Annotated in this window: 22 protein-coding genes and 2 pseudogenes; 18 read left to right on the top strand and 6 right to left on the bottom strand. The window is 65.5% G+C overall.

What is annotated here, in order from left to right; translation table 11 throughout:
- Positions 1-21 precede the first annotated feature (21 nt).
- From R9B84_RS19345 to R9B84_RS19325, 5 genes and pseudogenes are all read left to right on the top strand, one after another.
- A complete protein-coding gene (locus R9B84_RS19345; protein ID WP_423760955.1) occupies positions 22-2103 on the top strand; it encodes a phospholipase D-like domain-containing protein in 2082 nt (693 codons plus the stop codon).
- Between the two features lie 340 nt (positions 2104-2443).
- On the top strand, positions 2444-3775 hold the full coding sequence (locus tag R9B84_RS19340) for a DUF6396 domain-containing protein (RefSeq protein WP_423760993.1): 1332 nt from the start codon (positions 2444-2446) through the stop codon (positions 3773-3775).
- Between the two features lie 11 nt (positions 3776-3786).
- Positions 3787-4086, top strand: coding sequence for a hypothetical protein (locus R9B84_RS19335; RefSeq protein WP_423760954.1), 300 nt, complete (start codon positions 3787-3789; stop codon positions 4084-4086).
- On the top strand, positions 4083-4586 hold the full coding sequence (locus R9B84_RS19330) for a pentapeptide repeat-containing protein (RefSeq protein ID WP_423760953.1): 504 nt from the start codon (positions 4083-4085) through the stop codon (positions 4584-4586). The genes R9B84_RS19335 and R9B84_RS19330 overlap by 4 nt, the downstream gene beginning before the upstream one ends.
- Before the next feature lie 15 nt (positions 4587-4601).
- Positions 4602-4820 (top strand): annotated as a pseudogene (locus R9B84_RS19325) (transposase); the annotation flags it as partial.
- A gap of 39 nt (positions 4821-4859) precedes the next feature.
- On the opposite strand, the pseudogene R9B84_RS19320 reads toward R9B84_RS19325, so the two are convergent.
- Positions 4860-5104: pseudogene (locus R9B84_RS19320) on the bottom strand (HipA N-terminal domain-containing protein); the annotation flags it as partial.
- 218 nt (positions 5105-5322) lie between these two features.
- Here R9B84_RS19320 and R9B84_RS19315 point away from each other — a divergent pair.
- From R9B84_RS19315 to R9B84_RS19300, 4 genes are all read left to right on the top strand, one after another.
- Positions 5323-5961 carry a hypothetical protein gene (locus R9B84_RS19315; RefSeq protein WP_423760952.1) on the top strand — a complete coding sequence of 213 codons (639 nt, stop codon included), beginning with the start codon at positions 5323-5325 and terminating at the stop codon, positions 5959-5961.
- A 94-nt stretch (positions 5962-6055) separates the two neighbouring features.
- Positions 6056-6391: a RebB family R body protein gene (locus tag R9B84_RS19310; protein ID WP_423760951.1), complete on the top strand. Its 336-nt coding sequence runs from the start codon at positions 6056-6058 to the stop codon at positions 6389-6391.
- Between the two features lie 185 nt (positions 6392-6576).
- A complete protein-coding gene (locus R9B84_RS19305; RefSeq protein ID WP_423760950.1) occupies positions 6577-6951 on the top strand; it encodes a RebB family R body protein in 375 nt (124 codons plus the stop codon).
- A 196-nt stretch (positions 6952-7147) separates the two neighbouring features.
- A complete protein-coding gene (locus R9B84_RS19300; RefSeq protein ID WP_423760949.1) occupies positions 7148-7471 on the top strand; it encodes a RebB family R body protein in 324 nt (107 codons plus the stop codon).
- 81 nt (positions 7472-7552) lie between these two features.
- Here the strand turns inward: R9B84_RS19300 and R9B84_RS19295 are convergent, their stop codons facing one another.
- On the bottom strand, positions 7553-8413 hold the full coding sequence (locus tag R9B84_RS19295) for a Crp/Fnr family transcriptional regulator (RefSeq protein WP_423760948.1): 861 nt from the start codon (positions 8411-8413) through the stop codon (positions 7553-7555).
- 296 nt (positions 8414-8709) lie between these two features.
- Between R9B84_RS19295 and R9B84_RS19290 the strand changes: the two genes are divergently transcribed.
- The 8 genes from R9B84_RS19290 (at position 8710) to argE (ending at position 15140) form a co-directional block, all read left to right on the top strand.
- A complete protein-coding gene (locus R9B84_RS19290) occupies positions 8710-9192 on the top strand; it encodes an RNA polymerase sigma factor (protein ID WP_423760947.1) in 483 nt (160 codons plus the stop codon).
- Positions 9193-9305: 113 nt separating this feature from the next.
- Positions 9306-9599, top strand: a complete 294-nt coding sequence (locus tag R9B84_RS19285; RefSeq protein WP_048250024.1) for a RebB family R body protein — start codon at positions 9306-9308, stop codon at positions 9597-9599.
- A 29-nt stretch (positions 9600-9628) separates the two neighbouring features.
- Positions 9629-10258, top strand: coding sequence for a hypothetical protein (locus R9B84_RS19280; protein ID WP_423760946.1), 630 nt, complete (start codon positions 9629-9631; stop codon positions 10256-10258).
- A 401-nt stretch (positions 10259-10659) separates the two neighbouring features.
- Entirely contained in the window at positions 10660-11106 is a 447-nt protein-coding gene (locus R9B84_RS19275; RefSeq protein WP_423760945.1) for a hypothetical protein, read from the top strand.
- Between the two features lie 338 nt (positions 11107-11444).
- Positions 11445-12785: a flavin-containing monooxygenase gene (locus tag R9B84_RS19270; protein ID WP_423760944.1), complete on the top strand. Its 1341-nt coding sequence runs from the start codon at positions 11445-11447 to the stop codon at positions 12783-12785.
- 75 nt (positions 12786-12860) lie between these two features.
- The gene (locus tag R9B84_RS19265; RefSeq protein WP_423760943.1) at positions 12861-13310 is read left to right on the top strand and encodes a RidA family protein; all 450 of its coding nucleotides are present in this window, start codon (positions 12861-12863) and stop codon (positions 13308-13310) included.
- On the top strand, positions 13307-13984 hold the full coding sequence (locus R9B84_RS19260; RefSeq protein WP_423760942.1) for a DUF1028 domain-containing protein: 678 nt from the start codon (positions 13307-13309) through the stop codon (positions 13982-13984). The genes R9B84_RS19265 and R9B84_RS19260 overlap by 4 nt, the downstream gene beginning before the upstream one ends.
- Positions 13977-15140 carry an acetylornithine deacetylase gene (argE, locus tag R9B84_RS19255; protein ID WP_423760941.1) on the top strand — a complete coding sequence of 388 codons (1164 nt, stop codon included), beginning with the start codon at positions 13977-13979 and terminating at the stop codon, positions 15138-15140. The genes R9B84_RS19260 and argE overlap by 8 nt, the downstream gene beginning before the upstream one ends.
- Before the next feature lie 54 nt (positions 15141-15194).
- Here argE and R9B84_RS19250 read toward each other — a convergent pair whose 3' ends face one another.
- The gene (locus tag R9B84_RS19250; protein ID WP_047904165.1) at positions 15195-16118 is read right to left on the bottom strand and encodes a LysR substrate-binding domain-containing protein; all 924 of its coding nucleotides are present in this window, start codon (positions 16116-16118) and stop codon (positions 15195-15197) included.
- Positions 16119-16504: 386 nt separating this feature from the next.
- Between R9B84_RS19250 and R9B84_RS19245 the strand changes: the two genes are divergently transcribed.
- Positions 16505-17926, top strand: coding sequence for a purine-cytosine permease family protein (locus tag R9B84_RS19245; RefSeq protein ID WP_423760940.1), 1422 nt, complete (start codon positions 16505-16507; stop codon positions 17924-17926).
- Between the two features lie 135 nt (positions 17927-18061).
- Here the strand turns inward: R9B84_RS19245 and R9B84_RS19240 are convergent, their stop codons facing one another.
- The 3 genes from R9B84_RS19240 to R9B84_RS19230 form a co-directional block, all read right to left on the bottom strand.
- The gene (locus R9B84_RS19240) at positions 18062-20341 is read right to left on the bottom strand and encodes an FdhF/YdeP family oxidoreductase (protein WP_423760939.1); all 2280 of its coding nucleotides are present in this window, start codon (positions 20339-20341) and stop codon (positions 18062-18064) included.
- Between the two features lie 124 nt (positions 20342-20465).
- On the bottom strand, positions 20466-23309 hold the full coding sequence (locus R9B84_RS19235) for an ATP-dependent Clp protease ATP-binding subunit (RefSeq protein WP_423760938.1): 2844 nt from the start codon (positions 23307-23309) through the stop codon (positions 20466-20468).
- A gap of 650 nt (positions 23310-23959) precedes the next feature.
- Complete coding sequence (locus R9B84_RS19230; protein WP_423760937.1) at positions 23960-24229, bottom strand: hypothetical protein; 270 nt, start codon at positions 24227-24229, stop codon at positions 23960-23962.
- Positions 24230-24235 lie beyond the last annotated feature (6 nt).

Here is a 24235-nt window from a genome sequence, read left to right as displayed (position 1 = left end):
CGGTTTTCGACGAGAAACTTGATGTCCGACACCAATACCCAAAACAAATCGAAGGCGCCGGTCGACGTTTGCAAGCGTCAGACGGTCGCCAGTGCGCAGTGGTTTCTGGAGAAAAAGGAGGACTACTATGCGCCGCCGTTCGAAAAGAACAATCTCGACGTATTTATCTGCGGCGAGGATGCGTTCAAACAGATTGCGGCCGATTTGAAGGCGGCCAAGCACAGTGTCGAGATCATCTGTTGGGGTTTCGATCCCGGGATGGAGTTGATCCGGAACGGCAAGGTCTGGCCGCGAGGAGATACCTGGGGCGGGTTGTTGCGCGATGTGGCGGCCGGGAAGTTCAACAACGGCAAACCGGTGCAGGTTCGCTTGCTATCGTGGTACGGCGTGATCGGAAGTTCCCTCTCGAACAACATGCCGGGCCACAGCGGCGGCCGCCTGAACTACGAACAGAAGATGGCCAGGGCGGTCGGCATGGCGGGCGGTATCTATTTGCCGACGGACAATCCGCCCCAGCCACAGACTCCCCAGGAGCGGCGTGAGGATTTCAATGCGCGATGGTACGACGATGCGTTTGCCGGCCGGCTGCCCAACCTGTCGCTTCGCACGCGGGACGGCAGCAGCAAGGATGTTCACGAAAGTCTGGAAAACGAGCCGGGCAAGCGCGATTACGTGGAAGTGCTGGGTCTGGAGAAATTAGCCACCGACCACCAGAAAACCATTCTGATCGACTACGACCACGAGGGCGGTGCGCACGCGGTCGGCTATGTGATGGGGCTGAACAGCGTGACGGACTATTGGGACACGCAGCAGCACCTCTTCAACGATCCGCGTCGCGGCGAGGCATGGGAGGGCGCCAATGATTCGCAACCGGGGCTGAAGCCTTATCAGGACTACGCAAGCCGGATTCGGGGCGAAGCGCTGGTGGCGGTGAGCAAAAACTTCACCGACGCGTGGAGCCGGGCCAAGGGCAAGGGCGCCAGCCTGTCGCGAACGCACGATTTCAACAGAGTGCCTCCGGGCTTGACGCAGAATCTCGGCACCCCGTGCCAGCGTGCGCAAATCGTCCGTACCCAGCCCGAAGAAAAGGACAAATCCGTCAAGGCCTTGTATGAGCAGGCGACGTCCTTTGCGCGCAGCTATATCTACATCGAGAACCAGTATTTTCAATATACCGAGTGGCCGAAGAAGCTGAAGGAATTGCGAGCCGATTTTCTCTCGTGCAGCCAGGCGGCCGGCAAGAGTCCAATTGACATACCGAATTTGCACGTGATGACTGTCATTCCCACGCCTGAGCGGATACAGATGGTGCCACGCACGCACGATACGGTTAAGGTGCTGGGCTATGGCACTTCGATGCCCAATCAGGACAAGGCTGTGGAGGACGAACTCGCGCGCAACCGGCAGCAACAGGCGACCTGGGACGCCTACGTCAAGCGGCAAAAGGCGAGCGGCGCGAGGATCGACCCCGACCTTTACCCTGCACCGCTGTCGCCTGCGGCGCAAAGCGCCAAGGATCTCGGCGACAAGGCATCCTTGGCAAAATCGCTTGATCAAATGGGTATCCGCGCGCTGGTCGGTAGTCTCTGGACTTTTGACCACAATTGGCGCAGTTCCAAGCTGAACATCGAGACGGAAAGGAAGCAGACTCGCTGGGATGAATATGTGAAGAAGCAGCAAGCCAAAGGCGAACTGCCCGACCCGGATCTGGCGCCGATGCTACCGCTGCCAACGCAATCATTCGCGGCCCGGTATCGGGAGATATACATCCACAGTAAACTGCTGCTGATCGACGACAGCTTCTTCACGTTGGGCAGCGCCAACCTGAATTTGCGGAGCATGGCGGTCGATGCCGAGATCAACGTGGGAACCGACGACCCGACGAAGAGCGAAGATCTGCGCAAGCGGGTGTGGAAGCTTCACACCGGAAATGCAGCGGATTGCAACCCCTCGTCGCTGACTCCGCAGGCCATGTCGAAGGCGTTCCGCAACTGGGTGCAATTGTTGCGGGCCAATGAGATTGCCCGGAAGAAGGGAGACGCGCCAACCGGCTTCCTGCATCCGTTCTATGATGAGCGCGAGACAGGCGTTCGCTTTTCCTGAGTAGGCTTCCTATATCGTGCGAAATCAATTGCGTTCGACTCCCGCCAACCGTATCCGCTTTACCCGGTTAGTGTCTGCTTTCCTGTTCCTTGCATGTGCCGCCTGCTCAATGAACGATTCTCTTCCTCGCAACATGTCGTTGACTGCCTTCAACCCTCACCGCGAAGCATTTGAGTGCAAGCACGAGGTTGACGTTGTTCCCCCGGTCGATCCGGAGGCCGATCGATGGAACCAGCAAGCAATGGCGCTTACCAGTGCGCTGTTGTGGCCGAACCAACGCGATTACAAGGGCGCTGTCGATTTGTGGACGAAGGCCGCCGAACGCAAGCACTGGAAGGCAATGCTGAATCTCGCGAATGCCTATGCCCAAGGGCAGGGCGTGGATCGCGATTCCGAACACGCCGTGCAGATCACCGAACAGGCAATGAAATTGGGTATTCCAGCGGCCTACGATCTGATGGGTACGTATTACATGAACGGCATGGGCGTAAAGCAAGATGCGAGTCGGGCCTATGCATTCTGGCAACTCGCTACTGATATGGGCAGCCCGAGTGCGATGGCGTATCTGGGCGGCAAGATGGACGCGCTCTATGACGATCCGAAAGCAGGCTTCTGGGGCAACCGCAAGATCGCACTCCAAATGCTTGAATGTGCCGTCGCACAAGGAAGCGGACGTGCGGCATATGAGTTGGGGACGACAATTGTGGGCGATCGAGCCGAGTTGAGCGAGAACAACGAACGCGCACTCAAGACTTTGCACGCGGGCGTGAAATTCGGCAGTGCCGAGAGTGCTGGATGGTTAAGTGCGTCGTTCGGCAAGGGGGATGCGCTGGTCGGTCATGTCAAGGATGAAGCACGCGCCGAACGCTACGGAGTTCTTGCGGATCGTCTCGAGCGCGACCCGGATCTACGTCTGCCGAATCTGGACAAGGCGGTGCCGCTGCCACCGGCCAAATTGCCCAAGTGGGATGGCAACAAGGAAACTTTGATCGATGCGGCGAAGGCGGTGACGTCGGCACCGGTGTCGCCGGCCAAACCCGCCACGCACCCCGTGTCGCTGCGTACCGGTCGCACGCACGTGCCTGATGGCTACACGTTGCCGGAGAAGCCGCCATTTGCCGTTCCTCCGCAGGCAGAAACGACCGCTGCCCCTGTCGGCGGCTACTGGCTTGCACAGCTGAAGTATCCCAGCGCCGAACGGCACTTTGCGTGGAATACGGAACAGGTGCCGATGCATTACCGGAAGGATGAATTGTTCGATCGGAGCCGCCCCGGCCTCGTGCCGGAAGATGGTCGTATCTTCTTCCATTACGTCGGCGATGCGATCCCCATGCCGGCGCAACAATCGGAATCGCATCCCCGCGTAGCGCAAGGCATTGCGCGCGCCGTCGAATTTCCCGATCCTGCCGTTCAGTGTCGTGGTGCGCGCGCGTGTCCGGTGACGGGCGTCTGGCAGGCCAGCGTGACGGACGATCATCCTCGGGCGGCCACGTTCAATCAATGGTATCGCCAGGCCTATGTCATGCAGGGGGACACGTTCCCCGATCCGCGGGCCATGCATCTGGAAGTATCGCCGACCGACGTGACGTGGACGTGGTGGAACGAGGCCAATCGCCTCGGGTTCGCGAAGCTGCCTCAGGTCAGCGTCGGCACCTTTTCCGACGACGCGTGACGGGAGGGAAGGTGCGTAAAACGACGATGGCCGCGATCGTGGTTGCCGGAGGTCTGATATTGGCGGCCTGGGGCGTGCTCGCGCTCGTGGGAGCCGCGGCCCAGGTCAGCGGAGGTAGCTACGGTTCGCACGATGTGAGCGATTTCGCGATCGAGAATTTCCTGTTTCTCGGGCCGCTGATTGCATTGGGCGGCTTGGTCGCATGGTTCGCCAGCCGTGACTCGACAACGCCCGGCGATGCCGACAATCCTCCGTCGGGTAACGACGAGAGCGATTCGTCTGCTCCCGCGCATCGGGATGCCGACTCATGAGCAGTACCGAAATCATCTACAAGCATGACCAGTGGCGCAAGGGCGCGGGTGGCATGCCTGCAGGGCTGTCCGGTCAGTCGGACAGTTCGACCTATGCCGGTCTCGATCTGGGTCTTGCGCAGTTTGTCGGCAGCAATTTCAGCGGCAGTCGCTTCACCGGAACGTCGTTCCGGCAGGCCGGCTGGAAGGAATGTCGGTTTTCAGCCTGTACGTTTGTCGGTTGTGATTTCGCGGGGATTGCAATTTCCGGGTGCACGTTCGTCGATTGCAGTTTCGATGAAGCCGCTTTTCACGGCAGCACTTTCAATGACGTCAAGTTTCTGAGATGCAAATGGAACGGCATCCGGTTCGACGGCAACACGTGGCATTCGGTGCAAGTGCTGGACTGCACCGGGACCACGGTCGAAGCTCACGGGCTCAAAGGGCTGGATGTGGATTTCACGGGGAGCTATTTCGAGCATCTGGCGTTCGAGGACACGGAAATCAACGGCGGACATTGAATCAACGTTGTATCCCTCATCGCGGTTACGAACGCCATTGAGTCGCTGCGCATGCCGCTTCGGAAGATCATCAAGGCACGAGGCCACTTCCCGTCGGACGAGGCCGCGCTCAAGCCGATCCGGCTGGCTCTGCGTAACGTCGTTGCCAAGTGGACCGGCTCCCGGCACGACTGGAAAAGCGCGATGATGCAGTTTGCGCTGCTTTACCCAGAGCGATTCAACATCGGAATCTGAGTCCGAACCCACCTCACACACGGCATTCCGAATACCTCCGAGTGCTGCCGCCGCTTCCCGCTCGCCTTCGGCGAGCAGCGTGAGCGCGCCGGCCGATTCGCGTCCGAAGTATGCGAGCAGGCCCCAAGCGTCGCCTTTCGCCTCGCGCGCGAGCGACACGCGCATCCCTTCCTCGTGCAGCAGATTGTCGAAGAACCACTGGATCGGGCGATCGGTCGACGAATCGATGAACGCTTCCACCGCAGCCTGAACGTCGGCGACATCGGGTACCCGACACACGCAGCCGGCGCGCGGCGACGACTGACTTCACAGACCCATCGCACGGTTCGTCCCTGCAGCGGTCCTGCCGAAATTTCCGGCAAGGCCGTCGCGCATCCATTTCCGGGAGAACACCATGCGATATCCATTGCAGCACGCTGACCAAGGCGCCTCGGCACTGCGTCGATCCGAACCCGAACCGCACGCAACGGCGCCGCGGGCGGACATCGAGGAGGTGTGAGCCATGAGCAACGAAGCCCTCGACCCCCTGCTGCGGCAGCTCGCAGAGAAGCGATTGGGACGGCCCCTCGAGCCGGGCGAAGAACAGGCGCTGCTGGAGCGGCTGTCGAACAGGCACGGGAACCAGTCGGCGACAGCCGCGCAGGCGAGCGCCGCGAACCCGCCATTGCCGCGGTTGAAAACCCGGCAGGAGGCGCGCGAGCAGGTCAAGCATTTTCTGCAGCTCAACCAGCAGAAGGCGTACGAGAAGATGCGCGGCATCCTGCAGACGATCGACGCGCAGAACGAGACGACCCTCGGCATGCTGGCATCGGAACAGCAGAAAGTGTCCGGCGTACTCGACGCGCACGAGCCGCCGGGCGACGCGCAGGCATCCGGCGCGGCCGAGATCCAGGACAGCACCCGCCAGGCGCTGGCGATGATCGGCGAACAGCTGACGGGCCTCATCCGGCAGGAAATCGAAGCATGCTTCCAGCAATACGTCGATTCGCTCGCCGAACGGTTCGCCGTACGGCTCGACGCGATAGACGACCGGCTGCGAAGCGTCGGCGCCGGTCCGGCCGAACGGTCCGAACCGGCCGCGCCGGGTGCTGCCGCCACCGCTGCCGTTCACGATATCCCCGGCCCAGCGTCCATGGAGTAGCACGCGGGGCATGTGGCTGAACTCAAGCGGCCGAACGCGAAACCGGCCGGCCCTGATGTGCGACCTCTCAACTACGTGAATCAAGGAGCAAAAAATGGGTGATACGTGTCAAGTGTGCCAGGTCAATCCCGCGATTACCGATGCGGTCACACAGGTCAACGTCAAGGTGGTCGCCGAAGCGCCGGCAATGGCGATGGGCTCGCTGTACCAGGCCCAGAGCCATTCGCTCAGCATCCTGTTCGAGAACGCGGTGCAGCAGCAGTCGCAGGCCGCGATCCAGTCGCAGACGTCGACGAACGTGGGGACGATGCAGCTCTACACGATCGGGCCGGAAAGCGCGGGTGCGGCCGCGACGGAAATCGGCGCGAACGGGATCATCTCCATTCTGGCCGACGTGATCGCGATCGGGAAGGCGGTGACCGGTCACTAAGGCGTCAACGCCGTGGTCGAGCGGCGGCGCAAGCGGCACGAGCCGCCCATGCCGCCGCCGTGCCGCGGATCCGCAGCACGGCCGCCGGCGCCTGAACAGCGGTGCCGCGCGGTGTTCCGGAGCAACCGACAGAACGGGCAGAGCCGATTCGATGCTGCACCCGTTCGCAAACCAGGAGAAATACGATGGCTGATGATGCAAACGCGAATGCCAACGCCAACGACACGAAGGACCCCTGCAACTGCAAGACGTGCGCGGTCAATGCCGCGATCACCGACGCGGTCACGCAGACCAACGTCAAGGTGGTGGGCGAAGCACCCGCGATGGCGACGGGATCGCTGTACCAGGCCCAGAGCCATTCGCTCAGCGTGCTGTTCGAGAACGCCGTGCAGCAGCAGTCGCAGTCCGCGGTGCAGCTGCCGACCTCGACGAACGTGGGCACGATGCAGCTCTACACGCTCGGGCCGGCAAGCGCCGGCGCCGCCGCGACGGAAATCGGCTCGAACGGCGTGCTGTCCGTGCTGGCCGACGTGCTCGCGCTCGGCAAGGCGCTGGCCTGACGCGTAACCCGGCGTCTACGCCGGGCGGCGGCCCCGATTCCCGCGGCTGCCGCCCGGCGCCTGTCGTCATGCCGACGCCCGCGACGGCGAGCGCTCGCGGCGCATCGACAGCGCCGTGCGGCGCGCGTCGCCGACCGACCCACTCATGCTTTCGCCGCGACTGCACCGCAGCGGCGAGCAAACCAGGAGCAACGACATGCCGGAACGGGTTTCCGCCGCGATGACCGATGCGGTCACGCAAGCCAACGTCAAGGTGGTGGGCGAAGCACCCGCCGTGGCCTTGGGCACGCTCATGCAGTCGAACAGCCATGCGTCCGCGATCCTGCTTCACAACGCGGTGCAGATGCAGGCGAACCAGGCGATGTCCAACCTTGCCGCCACGACCGTCGGCATCATGCAGCTCTATGCCGGCTCGCCGGTGGCGGCGGCCGCCGCGGCGCGGTCGGCGAACGACAACTTTGCGTCGCAACTGTCCGCCGTCGCGCAGTTGCTGAACGCCATCGGCCACTGGCGCGGCTGACCTTCACCGCGCGCCGCGCAACCCGGCGCGCGCAACTTCCTCCCGCCGCGGCGCCGCGCGGCGCACGCGCTTGCCGGCGCGTCAATTGGCGTTGACGATGGTCCGGAGCTGCTCCGGTTTCTCGATCGTCACACCGTGCTCGTGAAGCCGGATCAGGCCGTCGCGCTGCATCTTCTGCAGGCTGCTGTTCAGTCGCGGCCGGCTGACGTTGAGCATCGCGGCGAGGATGCTCTGGTTCTCCGGCAACTGCACCTCGAGATCGTTCCCTTGCATGCGGTTCAGCAGATGACGCGCGAGCCTGGCTTCGAGCCGGTACAGGCACGCCGATTCGACGAAGTCGCTCAACTGGTGGATGTGCCGGCACAGCTGCTCGTGGATGCGCTCCATGAAATCCGCATCGGCCAGCAGCGGTGCGAAGTACTGGCGATGCAGCAGCGACACGCGGCAGTCGGGGCTCAACTGGGCGGTGAAGCTGCGCCGGTGGGCGCGAACCAGCGTGTTTTCGCCGATGAGTTCGCCCGGCAGCGAGTGGCCGAGAATGATTTCGCGTCCGCCGGGTTCGTGCAGCGTCTTGTAGACGCGGCCGCAGTGTACGAAGGCGACGAAATCTCCCGGATCGCCCTTGAAGAACAACAGGCGATTGCCGTGTTCGGGCCAGGGCGCGAGATGCCGTTCGATGTGAGCGAGAAGGCTTTCCGGAAGATCGGCGAGTATCGGTATATCGCACAGCGTTCGACCGTTAGCAAGGGCAGGCATGTTTTCCGTGCAAGGTTGTTTGACGATGCGGCCACCTAGCGAAAAACGTTGCCTTTTGCACTGCGTGAAAAATGGATGATGAAAATAACCAGATAATGGGAAAGCAGTCCCGATATGGCTGTGCTTCGGCGCCAAGAACGTTTGGTCGACCGACATCGACAGCAGCGTGCCGGCGCGCGAACGCATCGCGGCGGCAGTCGTTGTTTTTCATCGAAATGCCATTGTTCACGCTCGACAGCGCGCCCGAAACGACGGATGAGGAGATGCCAGGGTATTAAAGTTTCCGTTCATAATAATCAAGAAAATTTACAGAAGCCGATTATCTTGATAACGGTGTTACGCGGGTAACAGCGCCATTCTCGGCATCGAATCGATTCTGTGTTTTCCATAAAAAAGGAAGGCACGGGATGACAACCTCGAACCAGCATGCTGTTTCGACGCCTGAGTCGCCGGCGCAGCAGCTCGATCACACGTGGCGGGAAATGCAGGGGAAATTGCGGCGCCGCGCGCGCCTGTTGTGCAAGGGCGATATTCACCGTGCCGACGAACTGCTCTCCGATACCGCACTCAAGGTCCACATTTACCTGCAGCGTTCGCCCGAGCGCGTTCGGAACCTGGCCGGCTTTCTCTTTCTGGCGCTGAACCATGCGTTCCTCGATGGCGCGCGCCGTCGTCTGCGCGAAAGCGGCATGCTCGAATTCGACCCGGGCTGGGACGACGATCACACCGTCGAGCTGGCCGGCCACGCGCCGTCGGTGGAGCAGCAACTGCTGCTCCGGCAACAGCTGCTGCGTCTCGAGCAGGTGCTGTCCACGCTCCCGCCGCAGCAGCAGATGCTGTTCACGCTGAAGTTCGAGGAGGACCGGCCCTATCTGCACATCGCGGCGACGCTCGGGATCAATGAGCCGCTGGCCAGAAAGCGCGTCGAGCTGCTGCGCAAGAAGTTGCGCGAGGAACTCGCCTGAGCGCGTTCACGAACGCTGGCACGCAGCGTTCCTAACGGCATGCGCGGCGTCGATGGCCTGCCGGCCCGCCGTTCCTTCAATCGCATGCCGGAGCCGAGATCCAAGGAGGCCTCGTGGCAGACAAAGTCAATGAGCAGGTTACCGACGCGCTGACGCAGACCAATGTCAACGTCGTCGCGGGCTCCCCGGCCCAGGCACTGGGCATGCTTTACCAGATGTTCAGCCAGGCCGTCGGCATCTCGGCGCAGAACATGACGCAGCAGCAGGCGGCGCTGAACCAGATTTCGAACGCGGTCGTGTCGAAGGCGGTGGCCATGATCCTGTCCGTCGAAGCGTCGCCGAAGCCGGCCTCGGGCGGCGCGGCGCATGCCCCGACGGCCGGGCCGCAGACGGGTTCCACGCATTAGCACGCGATGACTCTCGGGATACCTGAACCATGAACATGAAAGGCCTGTTGGGCGGACGCGGCGACGGCGCGCCGCAGACGCCGGGCGATACCGCAGACGCTGCAGACACCGTAGCTGGAGCAGCCGAAGCAGCAACGCCGGCCGAGGTCGCACCGCACGCCGCGGCGTCGAAGGCTGGCCCGCGCACGTGGCCGGCCAACCGGCTGCGCAGGCTCACCGATGCGCTGAAGGCGCCGAACCAGATCGCCGATGCGGCCGGGCCCGGCGGCTCGGCGCTGCAGACCGTGCAGGCGATCAACGCGGAGACTGCGTCCTACGCGACGACGCAGATCGCCGTCGGCCCGAACATGATGATCACGCAGGCGGGCGGCCTGGTCGCGCAGGCGGCGGCCAACTACTTCGAGGCGTCGACGTCGCTGGCGATCGCGGGCAAAAGCGTGCTGATGAAGGATCTGGCGCAGAAGACCATCGACGAGAACGAGCGCGGGATGGCGATGGATGCGGTGGGCCTGCTGTTGACGGACCTGTTCGTCGCGACCGCGGCGCTCGTCGCGGGCGCCGCGGAGGCGATCGAAGGGGAGGCCGCGAGCATCGCGCTCGACAAGATCGACGAGAGCCTGCAGAAGTATCAGGCGCTGCTGGACAAGAAGGGCGCGTAGCGCGCGCCGCGGCGCATCGCCGCTTCACGTCCGGTGGCTGCGGACGTTCTTGTGGAAGCAGAGCGAAGGCGTGCCGGCGGCGCAGGACGATGCAGCCGCCGGCAGGGCGGACGACGTCGATGACGGCCCGGAGCGAAACGACCTGCATTGAATCGATGCGCGCGCAATCGTTCGTGCGGTGGTGTCGAGTGCGTCGATGACGAACGTCGCGAGCAATCAGTCCGTGAACGCATCTCGTTTGACTTCCGCGCGCGCAGCGACAAAGAATCAATCGACACGACCCGCCGGGCTATCGGGCCCGACGCGGGATGTGAGCGGCGGGACCGACGCACGTCCGTTGCCTCGAACGCGTCGCGGCCCTGCCAGGCACCAGCAGTCCCATCGAGTCATGCGAGGAACCCATGCCCTACATCATTCAGCAAGTACAAGGTCCCGCGCCGCTGGCGGTTGGCGAGCGCAACTGGGGAGATGCGACGGAAATCGATTTCGGCGCGATGACGAGCTGCATCGCGCTCGTCGAGCAGACGCCGGGCCAGCCGGCGTCGGTGCGCGCAATCCACCTGTCGATCGTCAGCGGCGACGGCACGCCGGTCTACGATGCGGCGTCGGATGTGGCCGGACAGGTCGACACGATCATGCAACAGAACGGCAACCTGCGCGCGTGCCTCGGGCGTATCGACCTCTGGCAGGCCAGCCAGTCGCCAGAGTTGCAGGCGTTCTTCGTCAACCTGATGCAGGGCCTCGACATGCTGACCTGGGTACAGTTGCCGGACGGCAACCTGCGGGTGCGGCTCAGCGGCGGCGCGATCCAGTATCGGCAGGGCACCGGCGCGTGGACCGACGTGTAGCCGGCACGACCCGTTGAAGCCGGCGCCCGCCACGCGAGCGGGCGCCGGCGCAATACCGGTTGATGGTTTCGAATCTCCGCTCAATCGCATCGAAAAATCCATTCTTCGAAACTGAAGCGCAGGGGGCGAACCGCTCCCGGCCATCGTGCTGTCGAGGCGATTCGAAGCGGCGCGCCGTCCTGCGCCGCTCGCCATCCACGCCACGCCCAGCTTTTTGCTCGTCAACACCAACAAAAAACATCATTTCGCGCGCGCCGGCGTGTCAGCAGAATGTCTCCATTCCAACTCGCGCGACAGCATGAGCGTCGCGGCGAGCCGCACTTCAGAAGGAGACAGCCGTGGCAGTCGAAACAACCTCAATCGATACGCTCGTCGTCGGCGCCGGGCAGGCCGGCGTGGCCATGAGCGAGCACCTGGGCAAGCTGGGCGTGCCGCATCTCGTGCTCGAGCGCAGCCGCATCGCCGAACGCTGGCGCACGGGGCGCTGGGATTCGCTGGTCGCGAACGGCCCCGCGTGGCACGACCGCTTCCCGGGGCTCGAATTCGACGGCCTCGATTCCGATGCGTTCGCGTCGAAAGACCAGGTCGCGGACTACTTCGAAGCGTATGCGCGCAAATTCAATGCGCCGATCCGCACGGGCGTCGACGTGAAGAACGTCGTGCGCAATGCGGGCAAGCCGGGCTTCATCGTCGAAACATCGGACGGCACGATCGAGGCGAACCGTGTGGTTGTCGCGACGGGGCCGTTCCAGCGCCCGGTCATTCCGCCGATCGCGCCGGACGACGCGCGTCTCGTGCAGATCCATTCCGCCGACTATCGCAACCCGGGCCAGCTCCCGGAAGGCGCGGTGCTGGTGGTCGGCGCGGGTTCGTCGGGCGTGCAGATCGCCGACGAGCTGCAACGCGCGGGCCGGCAGGTCTACCTGTCGGTCGGGCCGCACGACCGCCCGCCGCGCGCATATCGCGGCCGCGACTTCTGCTGGTGGCTCGGCGTGCTCGGCGAATGGGACAAGGAAGTCGCGACGCCCGGCCGCGAACACGTGACGATCGCGGTGAGCGGCGCGCGCGGCGGCCATACGGTCGATTTCCGCGCGCTCGCGAACCAGGGCGTGACGCTCGTCGGGCTGACGAAGTCGTTCGACGGCGGCGTGGCCGCGTTCGAACCCGACCTCGCGATCAATCTCGCACGCGGCGACGAGAACTACCTGTCGCTGCTCGACGCGGCCGACGCGTACGCGGCACGCAACGGCCTCGACCTGCCGGAAGAGCCGGACGCGCGCCGCATCCTGCCGGACCCCGAATGCGTCGCGCATCCGATCCTCTCGCTCGACCTGGCCGGCGCCGGCGTCACGTCGATCGTCTGGGCGACCGGCTATGCGCTCGACTACGGCTGGCTGAACGTCGACGCGTTCGCGGCGAACGGCAAGCCGCAGCACCAGCGCGGCGTGGCGAAGGAGCCGGGCATCTATTTCCTCGGGCTGCCGTGGCTGTCGCGGCGCGGTTCCAGCTTCATCTGGGGCGTGTGGCACGACGCAAAGCACATCGCCGATCACATCGTGACGCAGCGCAAGTACCTCGAATACCACGACGCGTCGCAGCATCGCTCGACATCGCGCCCGGAGCAGGACGGCGCCGCGGCGCACGCCGACGCGCAGCCGCTTGTCGACGCGGTGAACTGACCGAACGCATGCTGCCTGCCGCGCCGCGTTCGCGTCCGGTGCGGCGGCGTGACCATTGACGACTGAAGGATTTCGATGAGCCAACCCACCCATACCCGTATCCGCATGTTCAACACGAAGGATACCTATCCGAACCAGACGCTCGACAACGACCTGTGCCAGGCCGTGCGGGCCGGTAATACCGTCTACGTGCGCGGCCAGGTCGGTACCGATTTCGACGGCAAGCTGATCGGCCTCGGCGACGCGCGCGCGCAGGCCGGGCAGGCGATGAAGAACGTCAAGCAGTTGCTGGAGGAAGCCGGCAGCGACATCACGCACATCGTGAAGACGACGACCTACCTGATCGACCCGCGTTACCGCGAGCCCGTGTACCAGGAAGTCGGCAAGTGGCTGAAGGGCGTCTATCCGATCTCGACGGGGCTCGTCGTGTCCGCGCTCGGCCAGCCGCAGTGGCTGATGGAGATCGACGTGATCGCGGTGATCCCGGACAACTGGCAGCCGAACCGCGCACAGGAGGCGACATGACTTTCTCCATCGTCGGGCGCTGCCCGGAAACGGGCCAGCTCGGGATCGCGATCAGCTCGTCGAGTATCGCGGTGGGCGCGCGCTGCCCGTGGGTGCGCGCGGGCGTCGGTGCCGTCGCGACGCAGAACATCACGCTGCCGGCGCTCGGCCCGCAGATTCTCGACCTGATCGAGCACGAACAGCTCGCGCCCGCCGCGGCGCTCGACCGCGCGCTCAGCGCGAACGGCTGGAGCCAGTACCGGCAGGTCACGGTGATCGACGGGCAAGGGCAGACGGCGTGCTTCACCGGCAAGGAAGCGCTCGGCACGCATCACGCGGTGCAGGGCGAGCAATGCGTGGCGGCCGGCAACCTGCTGGCCGCGCCGGCCGTGATCGATGCGATGGTGGAAGCGTTCGAACAGGCGCCCGGCCTGCTCGCCGATCGCCTGCTGGCCGCGATGCACGCGGCAATGGCAGCCGGCGGCGAGGCGGGGCCGGTTCATTCGGCCGCGCTGAAGGTGGCCGGCGACGTGACCTGGCCGGTGGTCGACCTGCGCGTCGATTGGGCCGATGCCGACCCGATCGGGCAGCTCGACACGCTGTGGCGCGCGTATCGCCCGCAGATGCAGGATTACCAGACCCGCGCGCTGAACCCGACCGCCGCACCGAGCTACGGAGTGCCGGGCGATGAGTGACACATCGAGCCGCGCGCTGCTCGAACGGCTGATCGGTTTCGCGACGGTCAGCCGCGATTCGAATCTCGAGATGATCGAGTTCGTCCGCGACTATCTCGCGGGCTTCGGCGTCGCGAGCGAACTGTTCTACAACGCGGACCGCACGAAGGCGAGCCTGTACGCGACGATCGGGCCGCGCGATCGCGGCGGCATCGCGCTGTCGGGCCATACCGACGTGGTGCCGGTCGACGGGCAGGCGTGGACGGTCGAGCCGTTCCGGCTGACCGAGCGCGACGGCCGCCTGTACGGTCGCGGCACGGCCGACATGAAGGGCTTCATCGCGTCGGTGCTTGCGGCCGTACCGACGTTCGTCGCACGGCCGCTGAGCGTGCCCGTGCATCTCGCGTTCTCGTACGACGAAGAAGTCGGCTGTCTCGGCGTGCGGCCGATGCTCGCGGAACTGGCCGCGCGCGAGCACCGGCCGCGCCTGTGCCTGATCGGCGAGCCGACCGAACTGAGACCGGTGCTCGGTCACAAGGGCAAGCTCGCGATGCGCTGCCACGTGAAGGGCGCTGCGTGCCACTCGGCGTACGCACCGTCGGGCGTCAACGCGATCGACTATGCGGCGAAGCTGATCGGCCGGCTCGGCGAGATCGGCGCGACGCTCGCGCGGCCCGAACGGCACGACAGCCGCTTCGATCCGCCGTTCTCGACCGTGCAGACGGGGCTGATCAAGGGCGGCCGCGCGCTGAACATCGTGCCGGCCGAATGCGAGTTCGATTTCGAGGTGCGTGCGCTGCCGGATTTCGATGCGCACGACGTGCCGAGGAAGCTGCGGGACTATGCGGAATCCGAACTGTTGCCGAGGATGCGCGCGGTGCAGCCCGATACCGACATCCAGCTGCAGCCGCTGGGTGCGTACCCGGGGCTCGCGACCGCGCCGGATAGCGAAGCCGCGCACCTGCTCGCGATGCTGAGCGGGTCCGAGGCGTTCGGTACGGTTGCGTTCGGCACCGAGGGCGGGCTGTTCGGGCAGGTCGGCATCCCGACCGTGGTGTGCGGGCCCGGCAGCATGGACCAGGGGCACAAGCCCGACGAGTTCGTCACGCTCGAACAACTGCACGGATGCGACGCGATGCTGGGCCGTCTGGTCGCGCATCTGTCCGCGGCCGCCTGAACGGGCCGCCGGCACGCACGCGCCCGTCCTGCGGTGCGTGCGTTTTCTGCGTCGTTATCGCGCCGATTCCGCGACGATCTGCGCGAGCCGCTCGCGGCAGAAATCGACGAACGACTGCGCCTGCTTGGTGAGCTGCCCGCGTTTCAGGCGCGCGCTCACGAGCCCGGACGGGCTCACCGTTTCGCTGAGGCCGATCGTCACGACGCGCCGGCCGTCGTACGTGTATTCCGAATGCGGGCGCGTGACGAGCAGCGAGAAGCCGAATCCCTGGCCGACCATCCCGCGCACCATCTCGATCGACGGCGAGCCGAACACGATGTTCGGCGTCAGCCCGAGTTCATGAAACAGGCTGACGAAATACGTGCGGCTCGGCTGCACGTCGAGCAGGATCATCGGCTCGACGCAGAGGTCGCGCAGCGACACGTGCGGCTGGCCCGCGAACCGGTGGTTCTCCGGCAGCAGCACGTACGGCTGCTGCGGCGGCATCAGCGGCTCGGTTTCGATCGTGCCGTCGAGATCGTGGTCGTACATCAGCGCGAGATCGAAGGTGCCGGACGTCAGGCCCTGCACGAGTTCCTGCTGGTCGCCGTCGCGCAGCCGGATGTTGACGCCCGGGTAGCGTTCGCGAAACCCCGCGATCAGTTGCGGCAGATAGAGCGGCGCGACCGTCTCGAAGCAGCCGATGTCGATCTGCCCGGTAATCACGTCGTTGTCGGCGAGCGCGTTCTGTTCGAATTCGTGCGCGATGCGCAGCAGCTCCTGCGCTTTCCGGTAGAAGCGCGTGCCGCTCGGCGTCAGCGACACGCCCTGCGCGTGATGGCGGATGAACAGCTTCACGCCGAAGCTTTCCTCGAGCCCCTTGATCGCACTGGAGATCGACGGCTGCGCGATGAAGAGCTGGCGCGACGCCTCGGCGACGCTGCCGGATTCCACCGTCGTCACGAAGTATTTCAGTTGCCGCAAAGTGTAGTGAGCCACAAGCACCTCTGATGCCCGGCCCCCGGCGTGCTGCCGCGGGCGCATTCTGTCCATTTCGCGTAGCACCTTACCTGAAGTCGATTGGCGCCGAAATTTCCGCTGCAGAGCTTTTTCGTATGTCCCGGAAATATTTTTAGTATTTTCCGGCCCCGGCGCGCGTGGCGCACCATCGTCTCCAATCTGGATCGCAACGAGGCCGCACACGTGCCGGTGTGACATGTCATCCGTCCCCGCACGCCGCGCATGGTCCGCTTCGGCCGGCACCGTCGCGCGTGCACGCGGTGCGTCGTCGCTCGCGTATCCGGACCCGATTGCCGGCGCGCACCCCAGCGCGCGCCGGCTGAAACGGCAAGCGCGCATCGCCGCGCAGGACAGGAGACTTCACCATGACGAACGTGGACCGCAACGCGTCCCCGATGATAGAGAAACACACGATCGGCTACGTGCCGCCCGCGGAACGCCACGGCAAGGTGCGCGACCTGTTCACGCTCTGGTTCGGCGGCAACATCGCGCCGCTGCCGATCGTGACCGGCGCGCTCGGCGTGCAGCTATTTCACCTGAACCTGATGTGGGGCATCGTCGCGATCGTCGTCGGCCAGGCGGTCGGCGGCGTGCTGATGGCGCTGCATTCCGCGCAGGGGCCGCAGATGGGCATCCCGCAGATGATCCAGAGCCGCGCGCAGTTCGGTTCGTGGGGCGCGCTGCTCGTCACGGTGATCGCGGCCGTGATGTATGTCGGCTTCTTCGCGTCGAACATCGTGCTCGCCGGCAAGTCGGTGCACGGCATCGCGGCGTCGGTGCCGGTGCCCGTCGGCATCGTGATCGGCGCGGTGGGCTCGGGGCTGATCGGCATCGTCGGCTACCGCTTCATCCATATCCTGAACCGTATCGGTACATGGGTGCTCGGCATCGGCATTCTCGTCGGCTTCTGGATGATCCTCACGCACGTGACGACCGACGATTTCCTGACGCGCGGCGGCTTCAACTTCGCGGGCTGGCTCGCGACGGTATCGCTGTCGGCGTTGTGGCAGATCGCGTTCGCGCCGTACGTATCGGACTATTCGCGCTATCTGCCGGAGGATGCCGGCGTTGCGTCGACGTTCTGGGCGACCTACCTCGGCTGCACGATCGGCTCGACGCTCGCGTTCATCTTCGGCTCGGTCGCGGTGCTCGCGGTGCCGGCCGGCGCGGACACGATGGATGCGGTCAAGCAGGCGACCGGCCCGCTCGGCCCGCTGATGCTCGTGCTGTTCCTGCTGAGCGTGATCAGCCACAACGCGCTGAACCTGTACGGCGCGGTGCTCGCGGTGATCACGTCGGTGCAGACGTTCGCCTGCAAGTGGATTCCGACTGCGAAGACGCGCGCTGTGGTGTCGGTCATGATCTTCGTGGCGTGCTGCTACGCGGCGATCGGCGCGTCGACCAACTTCGTCGGCAACCTCGTCGATCTCGTGCTCGCGCTGCTGGTCGTGCTGGTGCCGTGGACGGCGATCAACCTGATCGACTTCTACGTGATCCACAAGGGCAAGTACGACATCAAGTCGATCTTCATGGCGGACGGCGGCATCTACGGCCGTTTCAATCCGCAGGCGCTGCTCGCGTATGCGATCGGCATCCTCGTGCAGATTCCGTTCATGAACACGCCGATGGTTGCGGGCCCGATTCCCGCGCATCTCGGTGGTGCGGACCTGTCGTGGCTCGTGGGGCTGCTGCTGACGTCGCCGCTGTACTACTGGCTCGCGTCGCGCGACAGCGCGTATCGGCGCCGGCAGGGCAGTGCGCATCTGCCGCCGACGGCAGCGCAGTAAGCGGGGCGTTTTCGAGGAAGTGAAGAAGGAAGGGCGGGGCCGCCGCAGCGGTTGCGATGCGGTGGCCCGTGAAAGCGTTTCGGTGTGACGAGGGCAGGCCCGCGGCCGGTGATGCGCCGCAAGCCTGCCCGCGCATCAGACGACCGCCGAGCGCGCGACGCGTACCGGCACCGACTTGTACGACGGCGTGCCGCTTTCCTTGTCGATGTAGTCGAGCGGCACGAGCACGTTCGCCTCCGGGTAGTACGCGCCGACCGAACCCGGCGCGATGTCGTACTCGATCGCGGTGATCTTCTCGAGACGCAGCGTGCGACCCGACGCGGTGATCGTCTCGATGTCGACGAGGTCGCCGTGTTCGAGCCCGTACTTCGCAAGATCCGCCGGGTTCATGAACAGCACGTCGCGCCGCCCGAACACGCCGCGATAGCGGTCGTCGAGCCCGTAGATCGTCGTGTTGTACTGATCGTGGCTGCGCAGCGTGATCAGCCGCAGCACATGCTCGCCGCCGAGCACTTCCGCGTCTTCCGCGACGCCCTTGTACACCGAGAACATCGCCTTGCCGGTCGCCGTGGGCCACACGCGCTCGGTGGGCGGCAGCGGCAGCCGGAAGCCGCCCGGCGTGCGGATGCGCTCGTTGAACGCCTCGAAGCCGGACACCGTGCGGTCGATCAGGTCGCGGATGCGGTCGTAGTCGGCAATCAAATCGAGCCACGCGACCTTGCTGTTCGGCAGCGTCGCATGCGCGATCCCCGCGACGATCGCGGGCTCCGAGCGCAACTGGTCGGACGCGGGCTTGAGCTTGCCGGCCGACGCGTGGACCATCGACATCGAATCCTCGACCGTGATCGATTGCCGGCCGCTCGCCTGCATGTCGAGCTCGGTGCGGCCGAGCACGGGCAGGATGAAGGTTTCCTTCCCGACCAGCAGGTGCGAACGGTTCAGCTTCGTGCCGAGGTGCACGCTCAGGTCGAGCTTCGCCATCGCCGGGAACGACAGCTCGGGATCGGGCAGTGCGACCGCGAAGTTGCCGCCGAGGCACAGCAGCGCCTTCGCGTTGCCGTCGACCATCGCCTGCATCGCCTGCACGGCGTCATGCCCGTGATGCGCGGGCGGCGTGAAGCCGCACACGTCCTCGATCTTCTTCAGGAACTCGGCCGACGGCTTCTCGGTGATGCCGACCGTACGGTTGCCCTGGACGTTCGAATGGCCGCGCAGCGGGCACACGCCGGCGCCGGGCTTGCCGATGTTGCCGCGCATCAGCAGCAGGTCGGCGATCAGGCGTACGGTTGCCGTGCCCTTGTTGTGCTGCGTGACGCCCATCCCGTACGTGACGATCGTCGCATTCGACTTCGCGTAGGCGAGCGCGACCTGTTCGAGTTGCGCCTGGCTGAGGCCGCTCGCGCGCTCGATGTCGTCCCACGACGTGACCTGCAGGTCGGCCGAGAACGCGTCGAAGCCGTTGGTGTGCTGCGCGATGAAATCGCGGTCGAGCACGTCGCCGCGCTCGGCTTCGAGCTGCAGCAGCGCCTTCATGATGCCCTTCAGCGCGGCTGCGTCGCCGCCCGCGTCGAGCTGGTAGTACGTCGACGCGATCCGCGTCGAGCCGAACGACGCCATCTCGATCATGTCCTGCGGATCCGCGAAGCGTTCGAGCGCGCGCTCGCGCAGCGGGTTGAACACGATGATCGGCACGTTGCGCCGCGAGCATTCGTGCAGGGTGCCCATCATCCGCGGGTGGTTCGTGCCGGGGTTGTGGCCGATCGAGATGATCAGCTCGCAGCGGTCGAAATCCTCCAGCGACACGGTGCCCTTGCCGATGCCGATCGACTGCGGCAGGCCGACGCTGGTCGGCTCGTGGCACATGTTCGAGCAGTCGGGGAAGTTGTTGGTGCCGAGCTCGCGCGCGAACAGCTGGTACAGGTATGCGGCTTCGTTCGACGCGCGGCCCGATGTATAGAACTCGACCTGCTCCGGTGGCAGCGCGCGCAGCACTTCGCCGATGCGCGCGAACGCGTCGTCCCATTCGACCGCGCGGAACGTGTCGGTCGCGCGATCGTAGACGAGCGGATGCGTGAGCCGGCCCATGTTCTCCAGTTCGTAGTCCGACATGCGCAGCAGCGACGACACGGTGTTCGCTGCGAAGAACTCGGGCGTCACGCGCTTGGTCGTCGCTTCCCACGTGACGGCCTTCGCGCCGTTCTCGCAGAACTGGAACGTCGACTTGTGTTCCTTGTCGGGCCAGGCGCAGCCGGGGCAGTCGAAACCGTCAGGCTGGTTGGTCCGCATCAGCACGATCGGCGCCTCGATGGTTTCCATCTGCGTGCGCACGGCCTCGGCTGTCGCGCGAAGCGCGCCCCAACCGCCGGCGGGCCCATCGTACTTCCTGATGCCTGGCACTTCGCGTCGATTTGTCATGAGAATCTCCATGAGCCGGGCCCGGTGCGGGTGGCTCGGGTTGCGCCGTGTCGCGGCGTGGTGCGGCTCCGTCCGGTGGACGGAGCCGGTCATGCGTGCCCCGGGGTGCAGGGCAGGCGGGGTTTCAGTGTGCGTCCTTCTTCGCGCCGGACGACTTCTTGCCGGACGATTGCTCGGTGGGCGGCACGTCGGCGGGCGCAGCGCCGTCCTTCGCTTCGCCGGATGCCTTGGCGGCCGCCTTGCCGTTCCCCTTGGCCTTGCCGTCGGCGTCCTTCTTCGCGTCCTTCGTGTCCTTCGCTTCAGGCGCGGCGAGCTTGTCGAACTTCACTTCGTCGCTGTCCTTGTCGTAGTCGACCCCGACGCGGTCGCCCGATTTCAGCCGGTCGGCGAGGATCTCCTTCGCGAGTTTGGTCTCGATGGTCTGGCGGATCTGGCGCTTCAGCTCGCGCGCACCGAACTCCGGCTGGTAGCCGGCTTCGGTCAGGTGCTCGACGAGCGCATCGCCCATCACGAGCGTGATGTCTTGCGCTGCGGCCGTGCGCACCACGCGGTCGAGCTGGATCTGCACGATCGCGCGGATGTTCTCCTTCGACAGCGCGTGGAAGACGATCACCTCGTCGATCCGGTTCAGGAACTCGGGGCGGAAATGGCCCTTCAGCACCTGCATCAGCGCCTCGCGGATCGCCTTGTCGGTCTTGCGCGCGGCTTCCGGCTGCGTCAGGTTGTCCATGATGATCGCGGCGCCGAGGTTGCTCGTCGCGATGATGATCGTGTTGCTGAAGTCGACCACGCGGCCCTTGCCGTCGGTCAGGCGGCCGTCGTCGAACACCTGCAGCAGCACGTTGTAGACGTCCGGGTGCGCCTTCTCGATCTCGTCGAGCAGGATCACGCTGTACGGGCGGCGCCGCACGCGCTCGGTGAGCTGGCCGCCTTCGTCGTAGCCGACGTAGCCGGGCGGCGCGCCGATCAGCCGCGCGACCGCGTGCCGTTCCATGTACTCGGACATGTCGATGCGGATGATCGCCTGCTCGTCGCCGAACACGGTCTCGGCCAGCGCCTTCGCGAGCTCGGTCTTGCCGACGCCCGTCGGTCCGAGGAACAGGAACGTCGCGATCGGCCGGTGCGTCTGGCCGAGCCCCGCGCGCGACAGCCGCACGGCATCGCTGACGGCCACCACCGCGTCGCTCTGGCCGACCACGCGCTCGCGCAACTGCTCTTCCATCTTCAGCAGCTTCTGGCGTTCTTCCTGCGTGAGTTCGGACACGGGGATGCCGGTCAGGCGCGACACGACTTCGGCGACCGATTCGACCGTCACCTCGAGCGTCTCGGAGCCGGTCTTGCGCTGCCACGCCTCCATCTTTTCGTCGACCGCCTGCTGCTTCGCGTTGATCTGCTCCTCGAACTGCTTCGCTTCGTCGAAGCGCTTGCGCGATGTTGCGTAGTCCTGCTCGCGCTTCAGTTGCGCGATCTGCGCTTCGCCTTCCTGAATGTCGACCGGGCGCGACGTCGCGCCGATCCGCACGCGCGCGGCGGCCTGGTCGATCAGGTCGATCGCCTTGTCGGGCAGGAAGCGCGACGTGATGTAGCGGTCGGCGAATTCCGCGGCCGCGACGAACGCGTCGTCGGCGAACGTCACCTGGTGGTGCGCCTCGAGGCTGTCGCGCAGCCCGCGCAGGATCACGATCGTCTGCTCGACGCTCGGCTCCGGCACGAACACCGGCTGAAAGCGCCGTTCGAGCGCCGCGTCCTTCTCGATGTACTTCTGGTATTCGTTGAGCGTCGTCGCGCCGATCAGGCTCAGCTCGCCGCGCGCGAGCGCGGGCTTCAGCACGTTCGCGATGTCGAGGCCGCCTTCGCCGCCGCCCTGGCCGGCGCCGACGATCGTATGCAGCTCGTCGATGAACAGGATCAGTTCGTCCTGCTTCGCGGTCACTTCGTCGATCAACTGCTTCGCGCGCTCCTCGAATTCGCCGCGATACTTGGCGCCGGCCACCATCGAGTTGATGTTGACTTCGACGAGCCGCTTGTTGCGCAGCACCTCGGGCACGTCGCCGTTGACGATCCGCTGCGCGAGCCCTTCGACGATCGCCGTCTTGCCGACGCCCGGCTCGCCGATCAGCACCGGGTTGTTCTTCTTGCGGCGCGCGAGCACTTCGATCGTGCTCTCGATTTCCTGCGCGCGGCCGAGCACTGGGTCGAGCTTGCCCTGGCGCGCGATCGCGGTGAGGTCGCGGCCGAACTTGTCGAGGTTCGGCGTGCCGGTCGGTGCATCGACGCGGCCGTCCTCGGCGCCCTTGCCGACCACCTTCACGACCTTCTGGCGCAGCGCCTCGGGCGTCACGCCGTATTTCTTCAGCAGCGTGCCGGCGATGCTGTCCGGCACGGATGCGAGCCCGATCAGCAGGTGCTCGGGGCCGATATACGAATGGCCGAGATCGCGCGACGCCTGGAACGCGTATTGCACGGCCTTCTTCACGCGCGGCGAGATCGACAGCTTGTCGAGCGGCGCATCGGGGGCGGCCGTGCCGGTGTGCGCATGCTCGTCGATATACGACTTGATGTCCTGCGGCGACAGCTTCAGTTCCTTCAGCAGCGCGGCGCACACGTCGGTGTCCGCGAGCGCGTAGAGCAGGTGTTCGGAGTCGAGTTCGCTGCGGCGCAGCTCGTGCGCCTTCTCGGCCGCACGCTGCAGCAGTTCGAGCGTCTGTTCGCTGAACGCGTCGGTAGGGTCGACCGATTCGCGCGGGATCTCGGCGGCGAGCGGCGATTCGTCGCCGAGCTCGCCGAACAGCGACGACGAGCCGCCGCCGCCGAGCAGCGAATCGAACGGGTTCAGCATGCTTTGATGCCGCATCAGCTGACGGAAGTGGTAATCGCAAATCGAGATCGTCTTGCGCTCGCCGTCCTGCATCACGGTTGCGCGCGCGACGGCCGGCCGGGCGTGGCAGATATCGCAAAGTGCGGGCATGGTGGTCTGGCTCCTGTCTGTGAAGGTGGATCGAAGGGTGAAGTCCCGATGCGGTGCGGCGCTCGCGCGTCCCGACCGCGAACACACGACGCGCGGCGCACGACGCGCGGCGCGGCGGTGCGCGTGCTGCGCCCACGCTGTCGCGCAGCGCGCGCCGGCGTGTCACACGGCCGCGGTCGGGGCGGGAAGCGCGAGTGCTGCGAGGAGCCCACGGCATCGCTTCGACTGCGTTCAAAATAGCGAATCGGCGGGGGCCATCCAAGACACAGTTCCATGCCGGACCGACCGCGAATTGCACCCTCACATGCGCGCGTGCACGAGCGACAAGGAGTACAGACGGGCGCACACGCGGCGGCACGGGCGTGCGCGGCGAGCGCCGCGTGCGGTGACTGGCGGCAGGGGGGAGCGGAACGCGAACGGAGCGCGGTGCGACATCGGCGCGCAGGGCGCCGGTTGCCGGCAAACGGAGGGCGATGCGGGTGGGCCAGCGCGGCAGACGTGCCGCAGCGCGAGCGCGCGTGCCGGTGGCGTGCGCGAACCGGTCATGGCCGGCCGCGCGCGCACCGCAGCCGATGCGTGCGTGGCGGCCGAAGGAGAAGTCGGGTTGCACGGTACGGGCCGGACATGGCGCCAACCGTGGCGAACCGCGATCAGTCGGACAGTGTCATCGCGAGCCGCTGTCGCGCGATTCGCTTCACGTCCGTCGACAGTGCCGCATTCGGCAGACCATTGGCCCAGACGGAGAACGAATCCTCGATCTGGTTGCGCGTGTCGGGCGGCAACTCGGCCAGCATCAGCGACACGACGGTAAACAACACGGCGGCGTCGCCGGCCTCGCTGCCCGCGTTCGCGTCGACGGTCTTCTTCAGGCTGTCGACCGACGCTTGCAGTGCCTGCAGTGCATCATTCGTATCGCTCATGACAAT

Source organism: Burkholderia sp. NLJ2 (assembly GCF_049487195.1).
Lineage (GTDB): Bacteria > Pseudomonadota > Gammaproteobacteria > Burkholderiales > Burkholderiaceae > Burkholderia > Burkholderia pyrrocinia.
The sequence above is the reverse complement of the archived record's forward strand: the minus strand, read 5'-3'. Positions and strand labels throughout refer to the sequence as shown.

Bases quoted from the DNA above. Each gene is read 5' to 3' on its own strand.
- R9B84_RS19265 (WP_423760943.1), top strand. From the start codon at position 12,861: ATGAGCCAACCCACCCATACCCGTATCCGCATGTTCAACACGAAGGAT.
- R9B84_RS19230 (WP_423760937.1), bottom strand. From the start codon at position 24,229: ATGAGCGATACGAATGATGCACTGCAGGCACTGCAAGCGTCGGTCGAC.
- R9B84_RS19280 (WP_423760946.1), top strand. From the start codon at position 9,629: ATGAACATGAAAGGCCTGTTGGGCGGACGCGGCGACGGCGCGCCGCAG.
- R9B84_RS19240 (WP_423760939.1), bottom strand. From the start codon at position 20,341: ATGACAAATCGACGCGAAGTGCCAGGCATCAGGAAGTACGATGGGCCC.
- R9B84_RS19245 (WP_423760940.1), top strand. From the start codon at position 16,505: ATGACGAACGTGGACCGCAACGCGTCCCCGATGATAGAGAAACACACG.
- R9B84_RS19310 (WP_423760951.1), top strand. From the start codon at position 6,056: ATGGGTGATACGTGTCAAGTGTGCCAGGTCAATCCCGCGATTACCGAT.
- R9B84_RS19345 (WP_423760955.1), top strand. From the start codon at position 22: ATGTCCGACACCAATACCCAAAACAAATCGAAGGCGCCGGTCGACGTT.
- argE (WP_423760941.1), top strand. From the start codon at position 13,977: ATGAGTGACACATCGAGCCGCGCGCTGCTCGAACGGCTGATCGGTTTC.
- R9B84_RS19260 (WP_423760942.1), top strand. From the start codon at position 13,307: ATGACTTTCTCCATCGTCGGGCGCTGCCCGGAAACGGGCCAGCTCGGG.
- R9B84_RS19340 (WP_423760993.1), top strand. From the start codon at position 2,444: ATGCTGAATCTCGCGAATGCCTATGCCCAAGGGCAGGGCGTGGATCGC.
- R9B84_RS19235 (WP_423760938.1), bottom strand. From the start codon at position 23,309: ATGCCCGCACTTTGCGATATCTGCCACGCCCGGCCGGCCGTCGCGCGC.
- R9B84_RS19330 (WP_423760953.1), top strand. From the start codon at position 4,083: ATGAGCAGTACCGAAATCATCTACAAGCATGACCAGTGGCGCAAGGGC.
- R9B84_RS19295 (WP_423760948.1), bottom strand. From the start codon at position 8,413: ATGCGTTCGCGCGCCGGCACGCTGCTGTCGATGTCGGTCGACCAAACG.
- R9B84_RS19275 (WP_423760945.1), top strand. From the start codon at position 10,660: ATGCCCTACATCATTCAGCAAGTACAAGGTCCCGCGCCGCTGGCGGTT.
- R9B84_RS19305 (WP_423760950.1), top strand. From the start codon at position 6,577: ATGGCTGATGATGCAAACGCGAATGCCAACGCCAACGACACGAAGGAC.
- R9B84_RS19290 (WP_423760947.1), top strand. From the start codon at position 8,710: ATGCAGGGGAAATTGCGGCGCCGCGCGCGCCTGTTGTGCAAGGGCGAT.
- R9B84_RS19300 (WP_423760949.1), top strand. From the start codon at position 7,148: ATGCCGGAACGGGTTTCCGCCGCGATGACCGATGCGGTCACGCAAGCC.
- R9B84_RS19315 (WP_423760952.1), top strand. From the start codon at position 5,323: ATGAGCAACGAAGCCCTCGACCCCCTGCTGCGGCAGCTCGCAGAGAAG.